Origin of the sequence: Alcaligenes sp. SDU_A2 (genome assembly GCF_038237375.1) — a bacterium.
GTDB lineage: Bacteria > Pseudomonadota > Gammaproteobacteria > Burkholderiales > Burkholderiaceae_B > Alcaligenes.
The window spans coordinates 2,023,572-2,043,219 of record NZ_CP151273.1 but is presented as its reverse complement, the minus strand read 5'-3'; the positions used below and the strand labels follow the sequence as shown (position 1 = coordinate 2,043,219).

General features: G+C 53.0%; 22 protein-coding genes. 14 read left to right on the top strand and 8 right to left on the bottom strand.

Annotation, left to right across the window (positions count from 1 at the left end; genetic code table 11):
• Window positions 1-19 precede the first annotated feature (19 nt).
• A complete protein-coding gene (gene mmsB, locus AADW57_RS09580; RefSeq protein WP_341666668.1) occupies window positions 20-910 on the top strand; it encodes a 3-hydroxyisobutyrate dehydrogenase in 891 nt (296 codons plus the stop codon).
• Here the strand turns inward: mmsB and ygfZ are convergent.
• Complete coding sequence (gene ygfZ / locus AADW57_RS09575; protein WP_341666667.1) at window positions 885-1,805, bottom strand: CAF17-like 4Fe-4S cluster assembly/insertion protein YgfZ; 921 nt, start codon at window positions 1,803-1,805, stop codon at window positions 885-887. The genes mmsB and ygfZ overlap by 26 nt on opposite strands.
• Window positions 1,806-2,029: 224 nt before the next feature.
• Between ygfZ and mltG the strand changes: the two genes are divergently transcribed.
• Entirely contained in the window at window positions 2,030-3,037 is a 1,008-nt protein-coding gene (mltG, locus tag AADW57_RS09570) for an endolytic transglycosylase MltG (protein WP_341666666.1), read from the top strand.
• Window positions 3,038-3,149: 112 nt separating this feature from the next.
• On the opposite strand, the gene AADW57_RS09565 is transcribed toward mltG, so the two are convergent.
• Window positions 3,150-3,944 (bottom strand): deoxynucleotide monophosphate kinase family protein, encoded by a 795-nt coding sequence (locus AADW57_RS09565; protein ID WP_341669684.1) that lies wholly within the window; start codon window positions 3,942-3,944, stop codon window positions 3,150-3,152.
• Window positions 3,945-4,085: 141 nt separating this feature from the next.
• Between AADW57_RS09565 and holB the strand changes: the two genes are divergently transcribed.
• The 3 genes from holB to AADW57_RS09550 all read left to right on the top strand — a co-directional run bounded on the left by holB (window position 4,086) and on the right by AADW57_RS09550 (window position 6,887).
• Window positions 4,086-5,135, top strand: coding sequence for a DNA polymerase III subunit delta' (gene holB, locus AADW57_RS09560; RefSeq protein ID WP_341666665.1), 1,050 nt, complete (start codon window positions 4,086-4,088; stop codon window positions 5,133-5,135).
• An 11-nt stretch (window positions 5,136-5,146) separates the two neighbouring features.
• Window positions 5,147-5,917: a TatD family hydrolase gene (locus AADW57_RS09555; protein ID WP_341666664.1), complete on the top strand. Its 771-nt coding sequence runs from the start codon at window positions 5,147-5,149 to the stop codon at window positions 5,915-5,917.
• 148 nt (window positions 5,918-6,065) lie between these two features.
• A complete protein-coding gene (locus tag AADW57_RS09550) occupies window positions 6,066-6,887 on the top strand; it encodes an ankyrin repeat domain-containing protein (protein WP_445819201.1) in 822 nt (273 codons plus the stop codon).
• 58 nt (window positions 6,888-6,945) lie between these two features.
• Here AADW57_RS09550 and AADW57_RS09545 read toward each other — a convergent pair whose 3' ends face one another.
• The gene (locus AADW57_RS09545) at window positions 6,946-7,740 is read right to left on the bottom strand and encodes an RsiV family protein (RefSeq protein WP_341666662.1); all 795 of its coding nucleotides are present in this window, start codon (window positions 7,738-7,740) and stop codon (window positions 6,946-6,948) included.
• 13 nt (window positions 7,741-7,753) lie between these two features.
• Window positions 7,754-8,452 (bottom strand): glutathione binding-like protein, encoded by a 699-nt coding sequence (locus tag AADW57_RS09540; protein ID WP_341666661.1) that lies wholly within the window; start codon window positions 8,450-8,452, stop codon window positions 7,754-7,756.
• 105 nt (window positions 8,453-8,557) lie between these two features.
• Between AADW57_RS09540 and arsC the strand changes: the two genes are divergently transcribed.
• Complete coding sequence (gene arsC, locus AADW57_RS09535) at window positions 8,558-8,902, top strand: arsenate reductase (glutaredoxin) (protein ID WP_341666660.1); 345 nt, start codon at window positions 8,558-8,560, stop codon at window positions 8,900-8,902.
• Window positions 8,903-8,941: 39 nt separating this feature from the next.
• Here the strand turns inward: arsC and AADW57_RS09530 are convergent, their stop codons facing one another.
• From AADW57_RS09530 to AADW57_RS09520, 3 genes are read right to left on the bottom strand one after another with little or no spacing between them, the layout of a single operon-like run.
• Window positions 8,942-9,517 carry a YceI family protein gene (locus AADW57_RS09530; RefSeq protein WP_341666659.1) on the bottom strand — a complete coding sequence of 192 codons (576 nt, stop codon included), beginning with the start codon at window positions 9,515-9,517 and terminating at the stop codon, window positions 8,942-8,944.
• A 39-nt stretch (window positions 9,518-9,556) separates the two neighbouring features.
• On the bottom strand, window positions 9,557-10,120 hold the full coding sequence (locus AADW57_RS09525; RefSeq protein WP_341666658.1) for a YceI family protein: 564 nt from the start codon (window positions 10,118-10,120) through the stop codon (window positions 9,557-9,559).
• Window positions 10,117-10,686 (bottom strand): cytochrome b, encoded by a 570-nt coding sequence (locus AADW57_RS09520; RefSeq protein WP_341666657.1) that lies wholly within the window; start codon window positions 10,684-10,686, stop codon window positions 10,117-10,119. The genes AADW57_RS09525 and AADW57_RS09520 overlap by 4 nt, the downstream gene beginning before the upstream one ends.
• 195 nt (window positions 10,687-10,881) lie before the next feature.
• Between AADW57_RS09520 and AADW57_RS09515 the strand changes: the two genes are divergently transcribed.
• The 3 genes from AADW57_RS09515 (at window position 10,882) to AADW57_RS09505 (ending at window position 13,464) form a co-directional block, all read left to right on the top strand.
• A complete protein-coding gene (locus AADW57_RS09515) occupies window positions 10,882-11,463 on the top strand; it encodes a hypothetical protein (protein ID WP_341666656.1) in 582 nt (193 codons plus the stop codon).
• Between the two features lie 350 nt (window positions 11,464-11,813).
• Window positions 11,814-12,923 (top strand): site-specific integrase, encoded by a 1,110-nt coding sequence (locus AADW57_RS09510; protein ID WP_341666655.1) that lies wholly within the window; start codon window positions 11,814-11,816, stop codon window positions 12,921-12,923.
• 82 nt (window positions 12,924-13,005) lie between these two features.
• Window positions 13,006-13,464, top strand: a complete 459-nt coding sequence (locus tag AADW57_RS09505) for a GNAT family N-acetyltransferase (RefSeq protein ID WP_341666654.1) — start codon at window positions 13,006-13,008, stop codon at window positions 13,462-13,464.
• A 139-nt stretch (window positions 13,465-13,603) separates the two neighbouring features.
• On the opposite strand, the gene AADW57_RS09500 is transcribed toward AADW57_RS09505, so the two are convergent.
• Entirely contained in the window at window positions 13,604-13,873 is a 270-nt protein-coding gene (locus AADW57_RS09500) for a helix-turn-helix domain-containing protein (RefSeq protein ID WP_341666653.1), read from the bottom strand.
• Window positions 13,874-14,071: 198 nt separating this feature from the next.
• Here AADW57_RS09500 and AADW57_RS09495 point away from each other — a divergent pair, with 198 nt between their 5' ends.
• From AADW57_RS09495 to AADW57_RS09475, 5 genes are read left to right on the top strand one after another with little or no spacing between them, the layout of a single operon-like run.
• On the top strand, window positions 14,072-15,718 hold the full coding sequence (locus AADW57_RS09495; protein ID WP_341666652.1) for an NAD(P)/FAD-dependent oxidoreductase: 1,647 nt from the start codon (window positions 14,072-14,074) through the stop codon (window positions 15,716-15,718).
• Window positions 15,719-15,750: 32 nt separating this feature from the next.
• Entirely contained in the window at window positions 15,751-16,728 is a 978-nt protein-coding gene (locus AADW57_RS09490; RefSeq protein WP_341666651.1) for an isocyanide synthase family protein, read from the top strand.
• A 28-nt stretch (window positions 16,729-16,756) separates the two neighbouring features.
• Window positions 16,757-17,554, top strand: coding sequence for a TauD/TfdA family dioxygenase (locus tag AADW57_RS09485; RefSeq protein WP_341666650.1), 798 nt, complete (start codon window positions 16,757-16,759; stop codon window positions 17,552-17,554).
• A gap of 45 nt (window positions 17,555-17,599) precedes the next feature.
• Window positions 17,600-18,919, top strand: a complete 1,320-nt coding sequence (locus AADW57_RS09480) for a cation:proton antiporter (protein ID WP_341666649.1) — start codon at window positions 17,600-17,602, stop codon at window positions 18,917-18,919.
• A 29-nt stretch (window positions 18,920-18,948) separates the two neighbouring features.
• Window positions 18,949-19,548: a TetR/AcrR family transcriptional regulator gene (locus AADW57_RS09475; RefSeq protein ID WP_341666648.1), complete on the top strand. Its 600-nt coding sequence runs from the start codon at window positions 18,949-18,951 to the stop codon at window positions 19,546-19,548.
• The last annotated feature ends 100 nt before the right edge of the window (window positions 19,549-19,648 follow it).

Here is a 19,648-nt window from a genome sequence, read left to right as displayed (position 1 = left end):
ATTACATCAAGGAGACAGTATGGATACGATTGCATTTATCGGCTTGGGGCATATGGGCGCGCCCATGGCGCTGAACCTGATCAAGGCCGGTTACAGCGTGCAGGTCTACGATGTGCAGGAATCCAGCATGGCGTCACTGCGCCAGGCCGGTGCCCGCAGCGCCACGTCGGCCAGCGAAGCGGCTCAGGGGGCGCTGATTATCTTCACCATGCTGCCCGCAGGACGGCATGTTCGCCAGGTGTACGAAGGTTCGCAGGGTTTATTGCAAAGCGCTCAGGAAGGGGCGTTGCTGGTCGATTGCAGCACCATAGAGGCTCAGGTCAGCCAGGATCTTGCCGCTCAGGCCCGGCAGCGAGGTCTGCACATGCTGGATGCGCCAGTGTCGGGCGGCACGGCAGGCGCGGCCGCCGGGACCTTGACCTTTATTGTGGGTGGGGACGAACCGGCGTTAGAACGGGCGCGTCCATACCTGGAGGCGATGGGCAAGAATATCTTCCACGCGGGGCAGGCCGGTGCGGGTCAGGTTGCCAAAATTTGCAACAATATGTTGTTGGGAGTGTTGATGGCCGGCACGTCCGAGGCGCTGGCGCTGGGAGTGGCGCATGGTCTGGACCCCCAGGTACTGTCTTCCATCATTGCGCGTAGCTCGGGCCGTAACTGGGCGACCGAGCTGTATAACCCCTGGCCTGGCGTCATGCCGGATGTACCGGCCTCGCGCGAGTATCAAGGCGGTTTTGGAACGGCTTTGATGCTCAAAGATCTGGGTCTGGCGGCTGATGCCGCCGTGCGCCAGAACAGTGCCGTGCCGCTGGGCGAGCTGGCTCGCAATTTGTATGCCCTGCATGCCGCTCAAGGACACGACAAGCAGGACTTTTCCAGCATCCTTAAACTGTACCGGGGGCGGGATTGAGCTCGGGCAAGGCGTAGGGCAGTGCCTGCAGGTGCAGCGCTGTTCCGTCCTGCAGGCAATACGCGTCCAGTGTCAGATCCGAAAGCTGGACTTCCAGCAAGGCATGGAGCTCTCGGCCAGTTGGGTCCCAGACCGCGTTAATGACGCGTGCGGCAGGGGCATCGGCGTCATCGCCAGCCAGCCAGATATCGGTGCCTTCGGTCACAACAGGGGGCGCATCCAGAACATCGCTGCATACCCGCGCCATGCGTCGCTTCAGCGTGCCGCGATAGTGGCTGCGGGCCACCACTTCTTGTCCGGGATAGCAGCCTTTGCGAAAATTGATGGCACCGATCAGATCCAGATTCAGGGTCTGAGGGATGAACATGTCCTGAACAGGCGCGCCTATCCAGGGCAGGCCGGCTTGGATGTCGGCAGCGGCCCAGATGCTGGCATTGGTTTGAGCGGGCAGGGCGGTAGTGCCGATGCGCCAGTGCCGGGCAGCGCCGCCTAGTAGACCTGGGGCCTGGATCAGGGTGGCATCAGGGTGTTGGCTGACATCCCAGCAGGTGCTTGCGCTATCGGGTGCCGTCATGCCTTGCACCTGCAGGTCGGGCAAGGATATCTGGACTTTGCTGCGCAGCACAAACATGCGCAGGCGCTTGACCAGGGCCTCGGCCAGGTCGCGGCGCACCAGTGCCAGCACGGTATCGGTCTGCGCGCGCCAAAGCACCATCGTGGCCAGAGTGCGGCCTTTGGCGCTGCAATAGGCTGCCGGGCAGGCGCGCTCTGGCGGTAAATGTTCCAGATCGTTGGTGACCTGGGCGTGCACAAAGGCGACGGCATCCGCGCCCTGGAATTGGATAATCGCCAATTCAGGCAGGGCATAGCAAAGGGAAACAGTTGTTTCGGTCATGGCTGAACGGGCATAAAAGTACAATCTTCAATCATACCGTCCAAGACAGGGAACAGGCACGATACCCGCAGCACGACCAGGGTATGACTGGCCCCGTATGCGTCAGGCCCGTCGAGCCAAGGTCTAAGTGGACATGCATCGCTAAACCCTGTTACCACTTGCGAACGACAAGCGACTATCCGTCTGGCGACGTTTGGCCCCATTCTGTTTACAATACGCCACCCATGAATAAGACCCTTAAAATTTTCTCTGCCCTGCTTGTGCTGGTCATTGTCGGTGCCGGGGCGGCTGGCGGCGGTGCCTGGTATTGGGCCAAGAAGCAAGCTGTGCCCATGAAGGCCGAGCGTGTTGACTATGTGGTGCCGGCCGGTGCCGGCCCGCGCGCCATTGCGCTTGGCATGCAGCAGGCCGGCATCGACATCCACGCAGACGCGTTTGTCTGGATGGCGCGTTTGTCCAAGCTGGACACCACGCTGCAGGCAGGGGCCTACGAGGCGGTGCGTGGTGATACTCCCTGGATGCTGATGGAACGCATGTCCAGCGGCAATATGCTGCAGACGCGTCTGACCATTCCTGAGGGCTGGACGTACAAGCGCATACGCGAGGCACTGGCGGCGAACGAAAAGGTGGCCCAGACCTTGGCGCAAACCACCGATCAGGAGTTGATGGAGCGTTTGGGCGCGCAGCAGACCCATCCCGAAGGCCTGTTTTATCCTGATACGTACGTGTTCGTGCCGGGTACGGCAGATCTGGATATTTTGCGACGTGGCTTTCAGACCCAGCAGGAACTGCTGGAGCAGCTTTGGGCCGATCGCGATCCTGACCTGCCCCTGAAAACCCCTTACGAGGCCTTGATCCTGGCCTCTATCGTAGAACGCGAGACCGGCCACAGCCAGGACAGGGCGCGGGTGGCCGGGGTCTTTATCAATCGCCTGCGCGTGGGTATGCCCCTGCAAACCGATCCTACCGTGATCTATGGCATGGGCGATGCCTACGATGGCCGCATCCGCAAGCGCGATCTGACGACCGACACGCCCTGGAACACCTATACGCGCAATGGCCTGCCGCCTACCCCGATTGCCAGTCCGGGCAAGGCATCGTTGTTGGCCACCTTGCATCCTGAAAAGCACGATTTTTATTATTTCGTGTCACGCGGAGACGGCACCAGCGAGTTTTCCGCCAATTTGGCCGCGCATAATCGCGCGGTTGCCAAATACATACTGAATCGCTAGCAATTGGCCGGGACATAGTGCAAGGCTCGGGCCTGGGCATGCGATGGTCGGCTTGGCGCAGGACCGACACAATCGGCCGCGTTGCCTGTGCTGCGCTGCGGCCAGGGCGCTCTCAATAGAGCGTGTGGCGTTCAGTAAACGATTCCCATTGACGGGCCACCTGTGCGGCCAGCTCGTGCAGTCCGGCATTGTTCAAAATCAAGCGGTCTTCTGGCTGTCGGGCCACGCCCCATTCTGACGAGTGCTGGCTGATGACCGGATTGCCGGGCCGCTCGATGTGCCAAATCTCTCCTCCATGGCGGCGAATGAAATCGGCTTCGTTTTCGTAGCGTATGTCTTTGATCAGCAGACAGCGGGCCTGACTCATGTCGGGAAGGGTGTGTGACGGTGCGGCGATCGGCAGGCGAGCGCGGCGCTGTTCGTAATCCGGGTAGCTGTCCAGGACCTGGGCACGCAGATGCTGCTGCGCCTGTTGCGGGCTGAGGCCCCAGAATGGGTCGATCCGTTCAGCCAATGCGCCGTCGTCCAGGCTGCGTGGGTCCATGCCGTAGAGCGGGTGCAGAGCCAGTGCCCACACACTGCGATTAGCGGTGCTGCAGGGCGTGCCCGGGCCAAATTGCAACAGATGTTGGGCGCGGCGCAGCCAATGCTCGGGGTCGCGCCGGCGCATCCAGTCTGTGCCCAGCAATTGAAAGCACTGCCGTGGGGAGCGTTCCCACAGCGCAATGTTTTTTTCTTTTAGCGTATCGTCTGTCCAGGCCTGGGCCTGAGTCAGCCCGAATATCACTTCGCAGGCCATCTTGACCGGATCGGCCAGGGCGTAGGCCGCCAGCAAGGGGCTTTGGGCCAGCAGCATGCCGGCAACGGTGTCTTTGCCCGAACGGGCGCGGGCGGCCAGGCCTATCATCAAACTCACGTCGTCATCCTTGATGGGTGGGGCGGCATTTTAACCGTTCATATTACAATGGGATATGTCCCGCTCTGTCATTCAGGCCTGCACTTTGCGGTCCGAGACGGGACGTTCTGCATGTAAACCGAGGCAAGACTGGTGTCTGACTGGCTGACTTTCTATCCCTGGCAAACAATTGCCGCCCAATCTTGGCTGGGCCAGCGAGAGCGCTTTGCGCACGCCTGGCTGATTCATGGCCTGCCCGGCACAGGCAAGACGCATTTTGCGCGTGCTGCCGCCGCCAGCCTGCTGTGCGAACAGCCCAAGCAGGGTCTGGCCTGTGGGCAATGTCAGGCCTGCCAGTGGGTGCGAGGCGGTAATCACCCGGACTTGCGTTTGCTGCGGCCCGATGCGCTGGCGCTGGAAGAAGACGGTGCCGGCAACCCGGATGCCGAAGCCACCGACGCGGCTGCGCGCAAGAATCCATCGCGTGAAATCCGGGTGGAGCAGTTGCGCCAATTGCAGCACTGGTTCAATACGGCCACGCACCGGGGAGGCTGGCGGGTGGCGGTGCTGTATCCCGCCCAAGCCCTGAATTTGATTTCCGCCAATGCTTTGCTCAAGGTATTGGAAGAGCCGCCTGCCCACACGGTGTTTCTGCTGGTGGCCGATGCGCCCGACCGGCTCTTGCCGACTTTGCTGTCCCGTTGCCGACGCCTACCCTTGCCGGCACCTTCGGCCGTACAGGCGCGCGACTGGCTGGCCCAGCAGGGAGTCGAGCACGCCGATCAATGGCTGCATGCCTGGGGCGGGTCGCCCTTGCTGGCCTTACGTGCCAGTCAAGCGATGGAAGCGCCTTACCCGGACTGGCTGGCGCGTTGGCTCGATGGCGTATTGCAAGCGGGCCGTCAGGCGGACCTGTCATTGGCTGACGAGCTGGAAAAGTTGCCGCCTGTGCAGTGGATCGAATACTGGCAGCGTCTGTTCATTGATTTGCAACTGAGCGGTTTTGGACAGGGGGCGCGATATTACCCGTCTCTGCAGGGGCGTATCGATACCCTGGCGGCCCAGGCCGGCCCGGCGAGTGTCGCCGAAGCCATTAAATGGCTGGGACAGCAAAAGGCACTGGGTAGTCACCCACTGAATGCCAAGCTGTATATTCATCATGCGTTGGACAGGCTGCACCAAGCCTGTCGACGCGCTTCATAGTTGCATTCCTTATGTTTGTCGATTCACACTGCCATATCAATTTTCCTGAACTGGCCCAGAACCTGGACGAGGTTTTGTCCAAAATGCGTCAGAACCAGGTGGGACATGCGCTGGTAGTCAGCGTCAATATGGACGATTGGCCCGGCCTGATGGAGCTGGTGCGCCCGCATCCGCATTTGTTCGCCTCAGTGGGCGTGCATCCCGATTATCCCGACGTGCTCGAACCATCCGTGCAGGACTTGCTTGATCGCGCCGTCGATCCCAAGGTGGTCGCCATAGGGGAAACCGGGCTGGATTACTTTCGTTTGCAAGAGCCGCTGGACTGGCAGCGGGAGCGGTTTCGCATTCATATCCGCGCCAGCCGTCAGTCAGGTCTTCCCTTGATCATCCATACCCGCTCGGCCAGCAAAGATACCTTGGACATCATGGCCCAGGAGCATGCCGAGCATGCGGGGGGCGTCATGCATTGCTTTACCGAAAGCTGGGATGTGGCCCAGGCTGCGATGGCCATGAATTTCTATATTTCTTTTTCCGGCATCGTTACCTTCAAGAGCGCAAGCGATTTGCAGGAAGTGGCGCGCAAGGTGCCGCTAGAGCGTCTGCTGATCGAAACCGATTCGCCCTATCTGGCTCCTGTGCCGTACAGGGGAAAGCTGAATCACCCCGCCTTGGTCGTCCATGTGGCCGAAAAAATCGCCGAACTCAAGGGGCTGTCCGTCAAAGAAGTCGAAGAGGCCAGCACGGAAAACTTCTTCAATCTTTTCAGTAAGATAAAAAGATAAGTTAAGGTGGATAGTCAGTATTTTTTAAGTGCTTTGTGTACTATGCCGCCACGTCGTCTTTATTCCAGATATTGGTTTAATAAATGGATTTATATATATGATAAATAACAATAAATTAAATTTTAGGCTTTTCCCGAAATTGGCTTTGGTGTGCGCCTTGGCTTGGCCTGCCGCAAGTTGGGCTCAGCAGCCCGAGCTGGAGAGTCGCAATTGGTATTTAGCTCTGGAAAACGATAGGCCCAACGTCACGATTCAGGAGCTGGCGCAAGGTGCTGATCCCAATGCGCGCGACGACAAGGGCAATCCGTCCTTGATGCTGGCCATGCGCAGCGGGTCCTGGAAAGTTGTCGAGGTTTTGCTGGCCAACCGACGTACCGATGTCAATATCCAGAACGCCAGTCGCGAGACACCCATGATGTATCTGGCGCTGATGGGGCAGACCGACAGGCTGAAGGAATTGCAAAAGCGCGGTGGGCAGATTAATCATGTAGGCTGGACTCCACTGCATTACGCGGCTTCCAAGGGGCGCGAAGACACGGTACGCTACCTGTTGTCCCAGCAGGCCATCGTCAATGCGCCTGCGCCCGATGGCACCAGCCCGCTGATGATGGCCGCCTTGTCCGGCAATCGAACGGTTGTGGACATGCTGTTGCAAGCAGGTGCCGATCCGACCATGCAGAATGCGCAAAGCCTTAGCGCGGCATCCTGGGCGCGGTCGGCCAATCACGACAAGCTGGCCAACTATCTGGAGCAGGTCGCTGCCCGTCAGACTGCCCAGAACCGTTCGCCTGCCGCTGCGGCGCAGACCTTTGGTGTGCCCGAGACCGCACCCCAAGAAGACCCATCCCATGTCCATACCTTGATTCTGGACAAGGAAGCACCGGCCCCAGTAGCGCCCGAAGCGCCCAAGTCTAGCGGCAACAGCAGTTATTTTGACTTGGAGCGATTTGATCGTCCTGCGGAGCCTTAATGCCATGCGTGGCTTGGCATAAAAAATATCGCTTTTTTTGCCTTATCCGGCAAAGACATTAGGGCGCAGGCAGATACTCTGGCCGCAGCACCCCGCGCAACTGGGTATAGGGCAGTAGTAGCTCGGGCTGGCCAAAGGAATACGGGGCGATTTCGTAGGCGTTGTATTTGATCAGCAGCCCTTTGTCAGTCAGCGCGGCATTGCTTGCGGGTTGGAAGGGCCACATCCGATTCCACCCCGCAAGGTCTTGTTGGGCATCGGCCTGGCTTTGTACCCAGGCGGCATGGGCTTGTCGGACCAGCGCCTGGAAGTCGTCCTGGCGGCCGGAAGCCAGCAGGCGGTCCAAGGGAAGCGCCCTGTTCAGGCGATTGTCCCAGTTCAGGAAATGGCTGGCGGCAATGCCGTGGGCCGCGCCGGTCATATACAACCAGGAACCCAGTTCCACGACGGTCAAATCGCGGTTGCGGTAGCGGGTGCGCGCCGTTAGCTGCACCTTGTCCTTGCTGTTGGCCGTGGCCCAATAATAGTCCTCGAATTCTTTCAGACTGCGGTAGCCCGGTTGGCGGTCGCCCACAATAGTCATCTGGGCCAGGCTTTGGTCTACCAGCTTGGTCAGGGCAGGATTACCGGGGAAAATCAGCGACTTCACCTCCAGGCTAGGACATTCGCCGGTGCAGCCTGGTTTGATATGTTGATAGTTCAGCGGCTGGGTAAAGACACCGTCTTTTTGGGTCTGGTCTTCGGTTTGGGCGGGGATCAGCGAGATATCCGACTTGGGCGTGCTGGAGCAGGCGGACAGCGCCAGTACAGCCAGGGGCAGGGCGGCAAAACGGTAAAGGCGATTCAAAGTCATGGGAGATTCCGGTTTACTGGACAGTCTTGGCATCCTGACCAAACAAGATTTTTCGGGCCTGCTCATCGTGTGCGGCGTTCACTGGGTTGATGTCTTGCACCAGCGCATAGGCGCGCTGGGTGGCGGGGCGGGCGGCTATGCGCTCGAACCAGCGTTTTACGTTGGGGAAATCGTTCAGATCCTGGCCTTGGCGCTCATGCGGTACGATCCAGGGATAGCAGGCCATATCGGCAATAGAGTAATCGCCGGTGATAAAGTCACGCCCGCTCAGTTGTTTGTTCAGCACGCCATACAGGCGGGCCGTTTCACGCACATAGCGATCTATGGCATAGGCGATAGGTTCGGGCGCGTAGACATTGAAATGATGATTCTGTCCGGCCATAGGCCCCAGGCCACCCATCTGCCAATACAGCCATTGTAGTGTCTGGGTGCGCAAACGCAGGTCGCTGGACAGGAACAAGCCGGTTTTTTCCGCTAGGTACTGAAGAATGGCACCGGACTCGAACAGCGAAATGGGAGCGCCGCCATCCTTGGGGTGTTGATCCACGATGGCAGGAATACGGTTGTTGGGCGAAATGCGCAGAAAATCAGGCTGGAACTGTTCGCCCTTGCCGATATCGACCGGGTGTATGGTGTAGGGCAAGCCGGCTTCTTCCAGAAACAAGGTGATCTTGTGGCCGTTGGGCGTAGTCCAGTAGTACAGATCTATCATGCTGTGTCCTTGGGCATGGGTTTGCGACGGGGCATCTTGGCGTCCCGGCGGGCGCTGGGCTACTATAGCCTGCCTTGCGCAGCCCTATAGGAGCCCGGTTTGAACATGAGCAAAATTTATCATAACCCCCGATGCAGCACCTCCCGCAATGCTCTGGCTTTGATGCAGGAAAAAGGCCTGGACCCTCAGATTATCGAATATCTGAAAACACCACTGTCAAAGGACGAGCTGCAATCTTTGATCGCTGCCACCGGCTTGTCGGTGCGCCAGGCCATGCGCGCCAAAGAAGCCATCTATACCGAGTTGGGGCTGGATAATCCTGCGCTGTCTGATGATGAACTGCTGGCCGCCATTCAGGCGCATCCGATTTTGCTGAATCGGCCTATTGTGGTCACAGAAAAGGGGACGCGGCTGGCGCGTCCCCTGGAAGCCTTGAACGACATTTTGTAATGTCGTCGCCCGCCGTAGGGCGGGCAGCCCGTACCGCATTTACTGCTGGATAGCTTCCAGCGCGATGCTGATGGTGACGTCGTCGCCCACGTAGGGCACGTTAGCGCCCATATTGAAGTCCGAACGCTTGATCTGCGTCTGTGCATCGGCCCCTAGAGCAGGTTTGCCCAGCATGGGATGTTTGGGCATGCTCAGAAACGAGTCTATCGTCAGCGTCACTGGCTTGGTGATACCTTTAATGGTCAAGTCGCCTTTGGCGGCCACAGGCTTGTCGCCGTCGAACACAATATCCGAGGACGTAAACGTGGCGGTGGGGTACTTGGCCGTGTCGAAGTGGTCGGGGCGCTGGATGTGTTCGTCGAATACGGGAAAGCCCGTGTCCACGGAGCGAGTGTCCACGGTCATGTCGATTTTGCCGGTCTTGGCTTGTGGGTCCAGTACGACGGTGCCCTGGATCGTGTCAAAGCGGTGCAGCTGTGTGCTCAGCCCCAGGTGCTTGTAGGAAAAGCGCACGAAAGTATGGCTGGGCTCGACCTGGTAGGTCACGGGAGCGGCCTGGGCGGCGCTGCCCATAGCCAGGGCGGCGGACAAAGCAATAAAAGACATTTTGAACATGGTGTGTTTCCTGGTGGGCAAGAGAAATGAGCCGGCGCGTCAGTGCGCCTGAATCTGGAAATTGACGGTGATTTCGTTGGCCACGACATCGTAGCTGGACCAGGAGCCCTCGCCGATGGCGAAGTCGCCGCGCTTGATCTGAAATTGACCACTAAATACTGCGGCCTGGCCGTTCGGCTTCAGGGTGGCCAGAACCGTAGCCGCTTGTTCACGACCTTTGATTTGCAAGGTGCCGGTTACCTCATATTGCTGTGCGGCTACTTCGCGGATTGCCGTAGAGGTAAAGGTGGCCTGCGGGTGTGCGTCTATGTCGAACCAGCGTACATCTTGCAGTTCGTCGTCGGCTTCGGGCGAACCGGTGTCCACGCTGTTCAGCGCCACCTTCAGGACGACCTTGGACTTGTCCAGGGCGGCGGGATCGAAATTCAGATGCCCCTCGAACTGGCGGAATTGACCATCCAGTTTGACTCCCATCTGTGTGTATTCAAAGCCGATGCGGCTGTTGCCGGCATCCAGGCTTTGGTAGGCGGCAGCCTGCGCGGACAGGCCGGTCAATAGACTCAGGGCTCCGGATAAAAGGGCAGTGTGCAAGGGTTTGATCATGCGTTCTCCTTGGCGTTGGCGAAAGTCATACGGCGCAGCAGACCGTCGCCATCGATAAAGTGGTGTTTAAGGGCCGCCATGACGTGCAGGACGACCAGGGTAATCAAGGCATAGTTCAGCAGAATATGGGTCTGCACCAGGGTTTCGCCCAGCGCTTTGTTCTTGGCCACGAGATCTGGCAAAGGCAGGATGCCGAACCAGACGGTCTGAAAGCCTTTGGCCGAGCTCATCAGCCAGCCAGTAAAAGGAATGGCCGCCATCAATACATACAAAGCGGCGTGACCGGCGTGTGCCAGGCCGCGCATGGCGGGCGACATCGAAGCGGGCAGGGCAGGGGGGCGGTGGAGCAGCCGCCACAACAGGCGCAGCAAGACCAATATCAACAAGCTGATGCCTATCCATTTATGCCAGGAATAAACCTGTAGTTTCAGCGGCGAGAGGGGCAGTGTTTTCATGACATAGCCTACGACGACCATGCCGATCAGGCCCAAAGCCATCAACCAGTGCAACAGACGGGCCACCACGCCATAGCGCGCAGCCGCGTCGGGGGAAGAAGGGATACTCATTGATAATGCCTTTCATTTACGAAGCCCAAGCACTTTAACCTGTTTGTAAGCTGGGACAAAGACCTGGCGTTGCAACGCAGTATTGCAATGGTGAAGGTAATCCTTGCTTGCCACCCTTGTCACATGTGGCTACGGGGCGGGTTTGCTATGGCGGCTACACTGTATGCTGGTGTACGTTGCAGTCAAGGAAGTAGTATGAAAAAAGCGGGTTTCGCGGTGATGACGGTGCTGCTGTTGGCAGCCTGCCAGGATGTAAAACAGGCCAGCGAGGCCAATTTCAGCGCGGCCGTGCAGTCGTATCTGGACAGCAGACAAGGCATGTGCGTGGGCATTCCCGGACGACAGTATCCATATCAGGCCGAGCACGATTCGGCGTTGGTGGTTCAGGACAGGGCGCGTCTGGCGGCGTTGGCGACGGCAGGTTTGTTGCGTGATGTGGGAACTCCGGATGCGCCGCGCTACGAACTGACATCGGCCGCGCAGCCCTTTCTGGTTCGGGGCGATGCCCGACACCAGGGCTTGCGTGATGCGTTTTGTACGGGGCACCTGGTGCTCGATGGCATTACGTCATTTTCCGAGCCATCCGATACGGGGGGGCTGAATATCAGCCGGGTCAATTACACCTATCATGTGCGCGATGCGGCCCCTTGGCTGCGAGACCCGGCTGTGCAGCAGACCTACCCGGAGCTGGAGCCATTTTTGGCCCAGGCCGTGCCGGGGCAGGCTTTGCTGGTCCTGACCAGTCAGGGCTGGGTGCATCAAAATCTGTTCAGGTAAGTGCATTCCTTATGTGGCGTTCAACTAAAGACCTCAAATGATAGAAACAGAACGCCTCATCCCACGGCCGCCCAGTGCGGCGGACCGGTTTGCATGGAGCTGTTTTCTTCCTGATCCAGAAGTTACGAAATTGATGGGTAGGACGGGCAGAGGCGGTGCTCATCATCTATCCTGAAAAACAGCATCTATTGCTGGTGCCAATAGAATAGGAGCGACCTGGCGCGAATCTGCTGCAGTCAAAAAGAACCTGCTGCATGTCAGTAGCAGGGACTCTTTTAATACCTGGTTGCTTTTGTATTTGCACAGTATAAGAATGATAAAATGCAATTAACGGAAAAGATTTTACTGCCATGACAAAAAAGTCTACAAGAGCGGAAGGGCAGTTCGAGCTGCCGATTCTGGGCGAACAGGCCCAGGATATTCAAGCCGAAGCCCTGTTCGATACATGGTTGCAACATCAACGTCCGCCTATGCGCCCGGGAACACAACGTCTGTACCGTACTTTGTGGCGGCGCTTTCTGCAGGATCTAAGCACACGCAAAAAAAATTACACGCATCTACAGGCAAAGGACATCCGGGACTTCTTGAACAGCCTGGAACACGTTCGACGCCCACAACGCGAACGCTATCAACATGTCATTGCGCGCGCTTACGAGGAGCTGTGTCGCCAGGACGGACGCGCAGAAAACCCGGCCCTGGGGCCGGCTATTAACGACCCTTTAAAACAAGATTGGCGACAAGCTCCCGATAATCAGGCTACGCGTTTTTTATCCATGCTGCAGGCCCTGGAAACCATTCAAGCCTTACAGGTGCAATTGCGCATATTGACATTGGCCACCGACATGACTGTGGCGGCACGTTGGCGTGAATTTCGCGATATGGCCATTGTGGCACTCATGCTAGGTACGGGCTTGCGACCGGTCGAATTGGAAGTCTTGCCGCCATCGGCAATTCGTACGGCGACCTGTAGTGCGCAAGATTCAGAGGACATCCTGGGGTCCGACGCCCACTGGCGGGACAGTGCCTGGTTTCTGTCCATTCCCGGGGCGGCCAGCCGCGATGTAGCCATACCGCTATGGTGCGAAAGCATGCTGCGAGCCTGGTTGGCACACAGCGGGCTGAACGATGCAAGCCAATGGACATCAGATAGTCGTTTATTTCCCGGTAGCCGGCGAATCAGCGCCGCCCGGCCACAATCACAGATGAATCCGGCTACTTTGGCTCGCATCGTCAGCAAATGGGGACAAACCAAGTGCTCTACGCTGATGACGCCTCAGCGCCTGCGCAATACCTTTGGCGCAAGTTTGATCGAACGCGGTTACTCCTTGCCGGAAATAGAGCACATCATGGGCTACGCTCCTGGCGCAGCCAGTGCCTGGCGCTTGCAGGCAGCCTGGCTGTATTGGCAGCAGAGCCAAAAGCAGGAATCAACCTTAAAGCCCAATATGCCGACAGCATGAAGGGCTTGTACGCTGGCATGCCAAGGATTCAGACATAATCAATGCTTTGCCCAGCCCCACGCCCACTGGAGAGCCCGAAATCATGTCCGAACCCATTTTCCGCCGTGCCGAACAAGCCGATCTGCCCGCCATTGTCGCCATGCTGGCCGACGATATTCTAGGGCAGCAGCGAGAAGATACGCGCATGCCCCTGGCCACGAGCTATGTGCATGCATTTCAGGCAATTCAGGCCGATCCCAATCAGTTTCTGGCCGTTGTTGAACTCAATGGCGAGGTAATCGGAACATTACAGATCAGTTATATGCCTGGTTTGTCGCACCAAGGAGCCTGGCGCGGCGAAATTGAATCGGTACGCATCGCGCAAAGCGCGCGCGGCAGCGGGCTGGGCCGCAAAATGATTCTTTGGGCGGTAGAGCAATGCCGTGCCCGCCAGTGCCGCATCGTGCAACTGACTTCGGACCTGAAACGAGTCGATGCTCATCGCTTTTACGAACACATCGGATTCACCGGCAGCCATAAGGGCTACAAAATGATGTTGTAAGGCCTACGGTTTTCCGTATGTTGCGTACGCGCATTCTGCACATGGTCGGCGTGCCGCATTCGCATACATCCCACAATCTTCAATAACGTCAATCAATGACGTTAACTTATTATAAGGGGGCCACAATAATGTGGCCCCCTTATTTCGGCAGCCGATCTTGCGCAATTTTTTGCGAATAAATAACTAAAAACTGCTGAATATCCAAATTTAGTGCTGTCGCTATGTTCAAAAATTCGATGAAATCCAAGCGACGTTCTCCTCTTTCGTACTTGGAAACATAAGACTGCGGTTTTCCCAGCTTGTACGCTAAATCTGATTGCCGCAGATGAGCGGCATGACGAGCATCAACAATTAGCTCCCGAAATACCCGATAGGTTTGCGTATTGGGAGAAATGATCGTTTGCATCATATAAAACCTTTATTGGAATATCCCGTAACGGGTTTATTTATTTAAAAAATACAACGAATTAAGTTCTTTCCATAAGTGATCACTTCTTGCATGCCGAAAGCCGTTGACAAACAAAGTGTTAAGAATAACGATACACGCATGTATCCAATACGGGGCTGTACTATTCGGTGTAATTATATAACTCAATAGGAAGGAATCATGAGCGAGCAAGTTGTTGATGTTGTCATTATCGGTGGGTCAATGGCTGGTAGTTGTCTGGCCAGAAATTTGAAACTTAAAATTCCAAAATTAAAAATCACTGTTCTGGAAAAAAAGAAAAACTTCGATCATGGAATAGGAGAGTCCATGCTGGAAGTTTTTTGGGATTACGCATCGCGAGATCTCGGCCTGTCAAAATATTTGGAAGCAAACTATTTCTATAAACATGGTTTACGGTTCTTCTTTGAAAAAGAAGGCAAGAACACACCTGTTTCAGAAATGAGCGAAATGGGGAGAACGTGGTATCACGCCATCCCGGCGCACCAAATCAATCGCGCACAGTTCGACGAAGACATGGTCAAGCTCAATGAACAGATTGGAATCGACACCGAAAGGGGAGTGAGCGTAAGCCATATCGATGTGGGCGAAGGCGAGGAGCTGCATCGCGTAGTGACAGCGAACGGTGACGTATACCGCTGCAGATGGATGGTGGACGCCTCCGGCCTTTCCAGTGTCTTTGCCCAGAAATTTCGGGATGTTGAAAAGCTGGATGCACACCCAGTGTCGTCGGCCTGGATGCGCGTCAAAAATATGCGCGACCTTGACGAGTTAGGAGATAGCGCATGGCGTGAACGAGTCAGATTCACAAATAGATCGCTATCCACGAATCACTTTATGTACAGGGGCTACTGGGTATGGATGATTCCATTGGATGCCCAGACTGTCAGCATAGGCGTGGTCTGGCATCATGAAAAGTCACAAGTTTCTATAAAAAATCAGAAAGAGCTAGAAGCTTTCTTGTTGTCTCACACCTGGGGGAAAGAGCTGTTCGGCCATGATTATCAAATTGTTGATTTTGGCGCGCTCAAAAATATGGCGCGTGTGTCAAAAACAATATTCTCAACGCAGCGCTGGTTCCGAACAGGTATGGCGGCGGGATTTATCGATCCTTTATTTTCTTCAGGATCGGCATGGCTAACCGATCTAAATAGAATGATTAGCGATATTATTCAAACCGATATTGAAGGCGATCAACAGCAGGTGGCACGGAAGGTTGCTGGCTACGATGTATATGCCCATTGGTGGTTTAATAATTTCCTATTCCATATTACCGGTAATTATCATGGTAATTATGATCTGCATAAAGTTCTATTTAGGGCTTTGCTGATGGATTATTTTGGTATTGTTATGCCGGCCGGAGTTGGTGAATATTGGAAAAATTTTTCAAATTTAGATAGTGAAAGTTTGGAAAAACTAAAAACCATATTCCATGACGACTTACGATCAGGGGGGGCTGCATATGCACACAAAATAAAAGATGAATTGGCTGAGTTTCTTGATAAAACGGGCGATTCGCTAAGCAATAACATTGGAAATTTTCACGATGTGGAAATTCCAGGGGTGTATATGAAAAACTCTATGAATAGAGGGATTGGGTTGGATGACAATGCAATAAAAGAAATGCGATTCAGCATAGAAATGGAATCTATTATTGCGGCCAGTAAAGTGGTGGCGGAACATAAAAAAACCAAGTTATCAGAAAATGACATAGCAGTAATTGAAGAAAAATACAAAATGGGAGAAATAAATAATTTAGAAGACGCAATCAAAGCGGCCAGGTTGGATAGGGAAATTGAATTTTTTTAAAAACACATTATCGTCTTTAATGGGGAAGGAACATGTTTTTTGATGAAATGGTCGTTGAAGATAGCAAACTTGAAATTGCAGAAAATATAGTCAAACTGATTTTTGACAGAAGACGAATCCTGATGGATGAACAGGAGGCCGAGGATTTTAAAAAAGAAGCGGACATTCATTTTAAAAAAATTATTGATTTTATTGAAAAGGAAGAGCCGATAAGGATGATTTTACCGGCATTCCCGGCAAAATCGCCAAATAGAAAAAAAACGCTGGACGTATTGCCGGATAAAGGCGAGGAACTAGCATTTAAACAGCTGAATGACTTATGCGAAAAAATAAAAGAAATTTATCCACCAGGGGCCAACTTAACCATCTGTTCTGATGGCCGTGTTTTTGCCGATGTCGTTCAAATCCCGGATGATGCTATCAGTGCCTACAAAAAAGATTTGATAGAAAGAGTGGGCAAGCCCTATGCGCACCACATCGATTTTTTTGATTTGGATGACGTATACAACGACATTAATAACTACGATATTCTTCGGGAAGAATTGATGATCCATTACGGTGAATCGCTGCGTAATCTTAAGTTCAGGTGTAAAAATGAAAAACCAGCGGCAGCGATGTACAGGGGAATCTGCAAATTCTTAACTGAAGATTTCTCGGGCCTTGATGAGTTTAAGAATTGGTCGAAAAATCAAATTCTTGGGGTAGCAAGAATTAATGCATATCGGGTTATTCAGCGCAGCAATGCGTGGACAAATCTGCTGAAAGACAAATTTCCTAACGCTGTCAGACTAAGCATCCACCCGCAACCTCGGGTGTCCGAAAAAATAGGCATTTATTTAATGGATTCTGACGATATCTGGAGAACGCCTTGGCACTCGGTCGTCATAAAGAATAAAAATGGATTTTCACTTGTGCCGCGCCATGAAGCCGAAGCATCAAATGCGCACCTGGTGTTTGAAGATGGTCGACCAAGCTATTTCAACTGCTTAAGCAACATTAATTCAAACTAATATCCTTATTAATGAAGGGGTGTTTCCGATGATTAAGCTAACTGCTATTAATCCTTTCGGTGCCATGATATCGGCTCAAGACCAAACCGTGGACGCCATTACCGCTCTAGACCCGAAGCTGCTGGAAAAATTGTTGTTCGAGCATAAAATCCTTGTGTTTAGAGGGTTTTCGCCTAGCCCGGATGAAGAATATCTTGGATTTTGCAAAAAATTTGGTGATCTGATGCATTGGGAATTCGGGCCGCTTTTAAATGTGCGAATGGAGCAAGATCCAAAGAACCACATTTTTTCTAAAGGCCGGGTCGAGCTGCATTGGGATGGTGCCTTTGCGAATCAAACGCCACGCATTAATGCATTTCAATGCGTTCGATCCTCGATTGATGGCGTAGGCGGGGAAACATTGTTTGTGGATACAAGCAAAATTATCGCTAATGCCGAAAAAGAAGATTTGGAAAATTGGTCTGAAATAAGATTGAATTATTCCACAGAAAAAAAAGCACATTACGGTGGGGATGTGGAAGTGCGCTTTATAGAAAATCATCCGCATAGCCAGCACAAAATCATCCGATTTATTGAAATTAATAATGAAGATAATTTAGATGTTAACCCAGTGCGATTTGATGTTAGCGGGATAAACTCTAAATTTATAAACAAAGAAGATTTTTTCGATAAAATAACGGATAAATTGTATAGCCCTCAGTATATGTATCGTCATCGATGGCAGGCGGGCGATTATATGTTGATTGACAATAATTCAGTTTTGCATGGCAGGGCAAAAGTGGAAGGCAACGCAAGCCGTCATCTAAAGCGGGTGCATATTCTTTAATACGCTGATTCTTAGATACTTAAAACCAATACAAGGGGAGGATAGATGAGTGCAGCGGTATCTACGGTTTCAGGCGTAAGCGCATCAGCAGAAATATTGACAGTTCATTTTTTTATAGAACTGACAGTAATTATTCTGATCAGTCGATTAGTGGCATGGTTTGCCCAGGCCTACTTGGGCCAAACAAAGTCTGTCGGCGAAATTATGGCAGGATTGGCGCTTGGTCCTAGTGTTTTTGGTTTTCTGTTTCCAGAAACATTTTCGTCATTTTTTAATGATGATGTATCCACTGCATTCACTATTATTTCCCAGTTTGGTTTGCTTCTGCTCATGTTTCATATGGGATTGGAGTTTGATGTTTCTTTGGAGTTCAAAGAGCGAAAAAAGGCCGTCGTGTTAATCAGTGTCTTAGGCATTGCTTTCCCTTTTGGCTTAGGTGTGGCGACAGCATCCTGGTTTTGGGGGCTAATCGACAATCCAACCTCAGATTTATTGGAGTTTTCTCTTTTTATGGGAGTTGCCATGTCCATAACGGCCATACCTATATTGGGCCGCATATTCATGGAGCTGGGGTTAGAACATACGCGGATAGCGGCACTAACTATAGGAGCCGCCGCTATTGACGATATGATAGGCTGGATTCTGTTAGGTCTCGTGTCCGCCCTCGCATTGAGCAATCTGGACGGTGTTTCTTTTTTCATAAAAATTGCTCTTTTGCTATGCTACGTTTTTTTGATGTTGTCTGTGATAGGCCCATTCGCCAGAAAGAAAATTGATAGCCACATTCAATCCAGGGGAAAGATGGATATGTCGCTATTGTCTTTCTTAATTGTTGTTTTGATGATATCCGCACTGATTACCAGCAAATTAGGCGTTTTTGCCATTGCCGGAGGAATTATTGTTGGCATAGCTCTCCAAAAAAGCAGCTATATAAAGAATGAGTGGCAGGATAAGGTTGCGCCACTGGTATATACTGTCTTGCTGCCTGTTTTTTTTACATATACTGGTTTAAGAACCGATATTGGTTCTTTAAGCACAATGGCAGATGTTTGGGCGGCTGTTGTCTTGTGCATTATTGCATTCGGTGGCAAATTTTTAGGCGGCTATATTGCTGCACGAATTTCTGGCGAAGCCAATCGAGATGCAATAATAATTGGTGTTTGCATGAACACACGCGCGTTGATGGAGTTAATAGTAATTAATGTCGCTTATGATCTCGGGATATTGCCTAAGAAAATATTTACAATGCTTGTTTTCATGGCTTTGATCAGCACATTTATTACTACCCCTATCATAAAGATTCTATTAAAGAATCAGCTGAATAGATCAAAATCGGCGGCAGTACTGCAGGCCAAAGCATTGTGACGTCAGGTTCGTAATAATCTTGGGGGATTATGAAAGCAAAAAATCCATTTATAAGGCAGCAGCTTATTCATATTGCAACGGAAAAATTTTTAGAAAATGGGTACGAACGGACGTCGATGGCTCAAATATCGGCGACGTTCGGTGGATCAAAAACAACGCTATACACGCACTTCCCGAAAAAGGAAAAAATATTTCTTGCAGTAGTGGAAAAGCTAGCCCGGGAAAAAGTAGAAAATGCTTTTTCCGATCTAGCCTTAGAAGGAATGATCCGCGACGCCCTGATTGGATTTGGAGAAAAGTACCTTTCCGTCATTTGCAGCAAAGAAATACTTAGCATTTTTAAAATGGGTATCGAAGAAAGAGGTAGGTCACAAGTTGGCCACCTCTTGTATTCGTTTGGGCCTAAGATTTGCAGAAAAAGAATATCCAACTTCTTTAATGACAAAAAAAATAAGGGAATAATAAAGGAGTGCGACACAAACGTAGCCGCTATTCATTATATTCGTTTGATCGAATCTGATATTACCGAATTATTTCTGTTGGGTATAAAAGGAGAACCATCCGAAGACGAAATTAAAGAATCCGTCAGGCTAGGGGTGGATGTCTTTTTGAGTGCATACCTTAACTAATGGTGCACGGCGGGCTGGTCCATATGCGCTTGCCCATGCAAGCGGCAGAACGCCAGCGACGGCGATACCAGGCAGCGGGCAGACTCACCAAGGGCGAAAC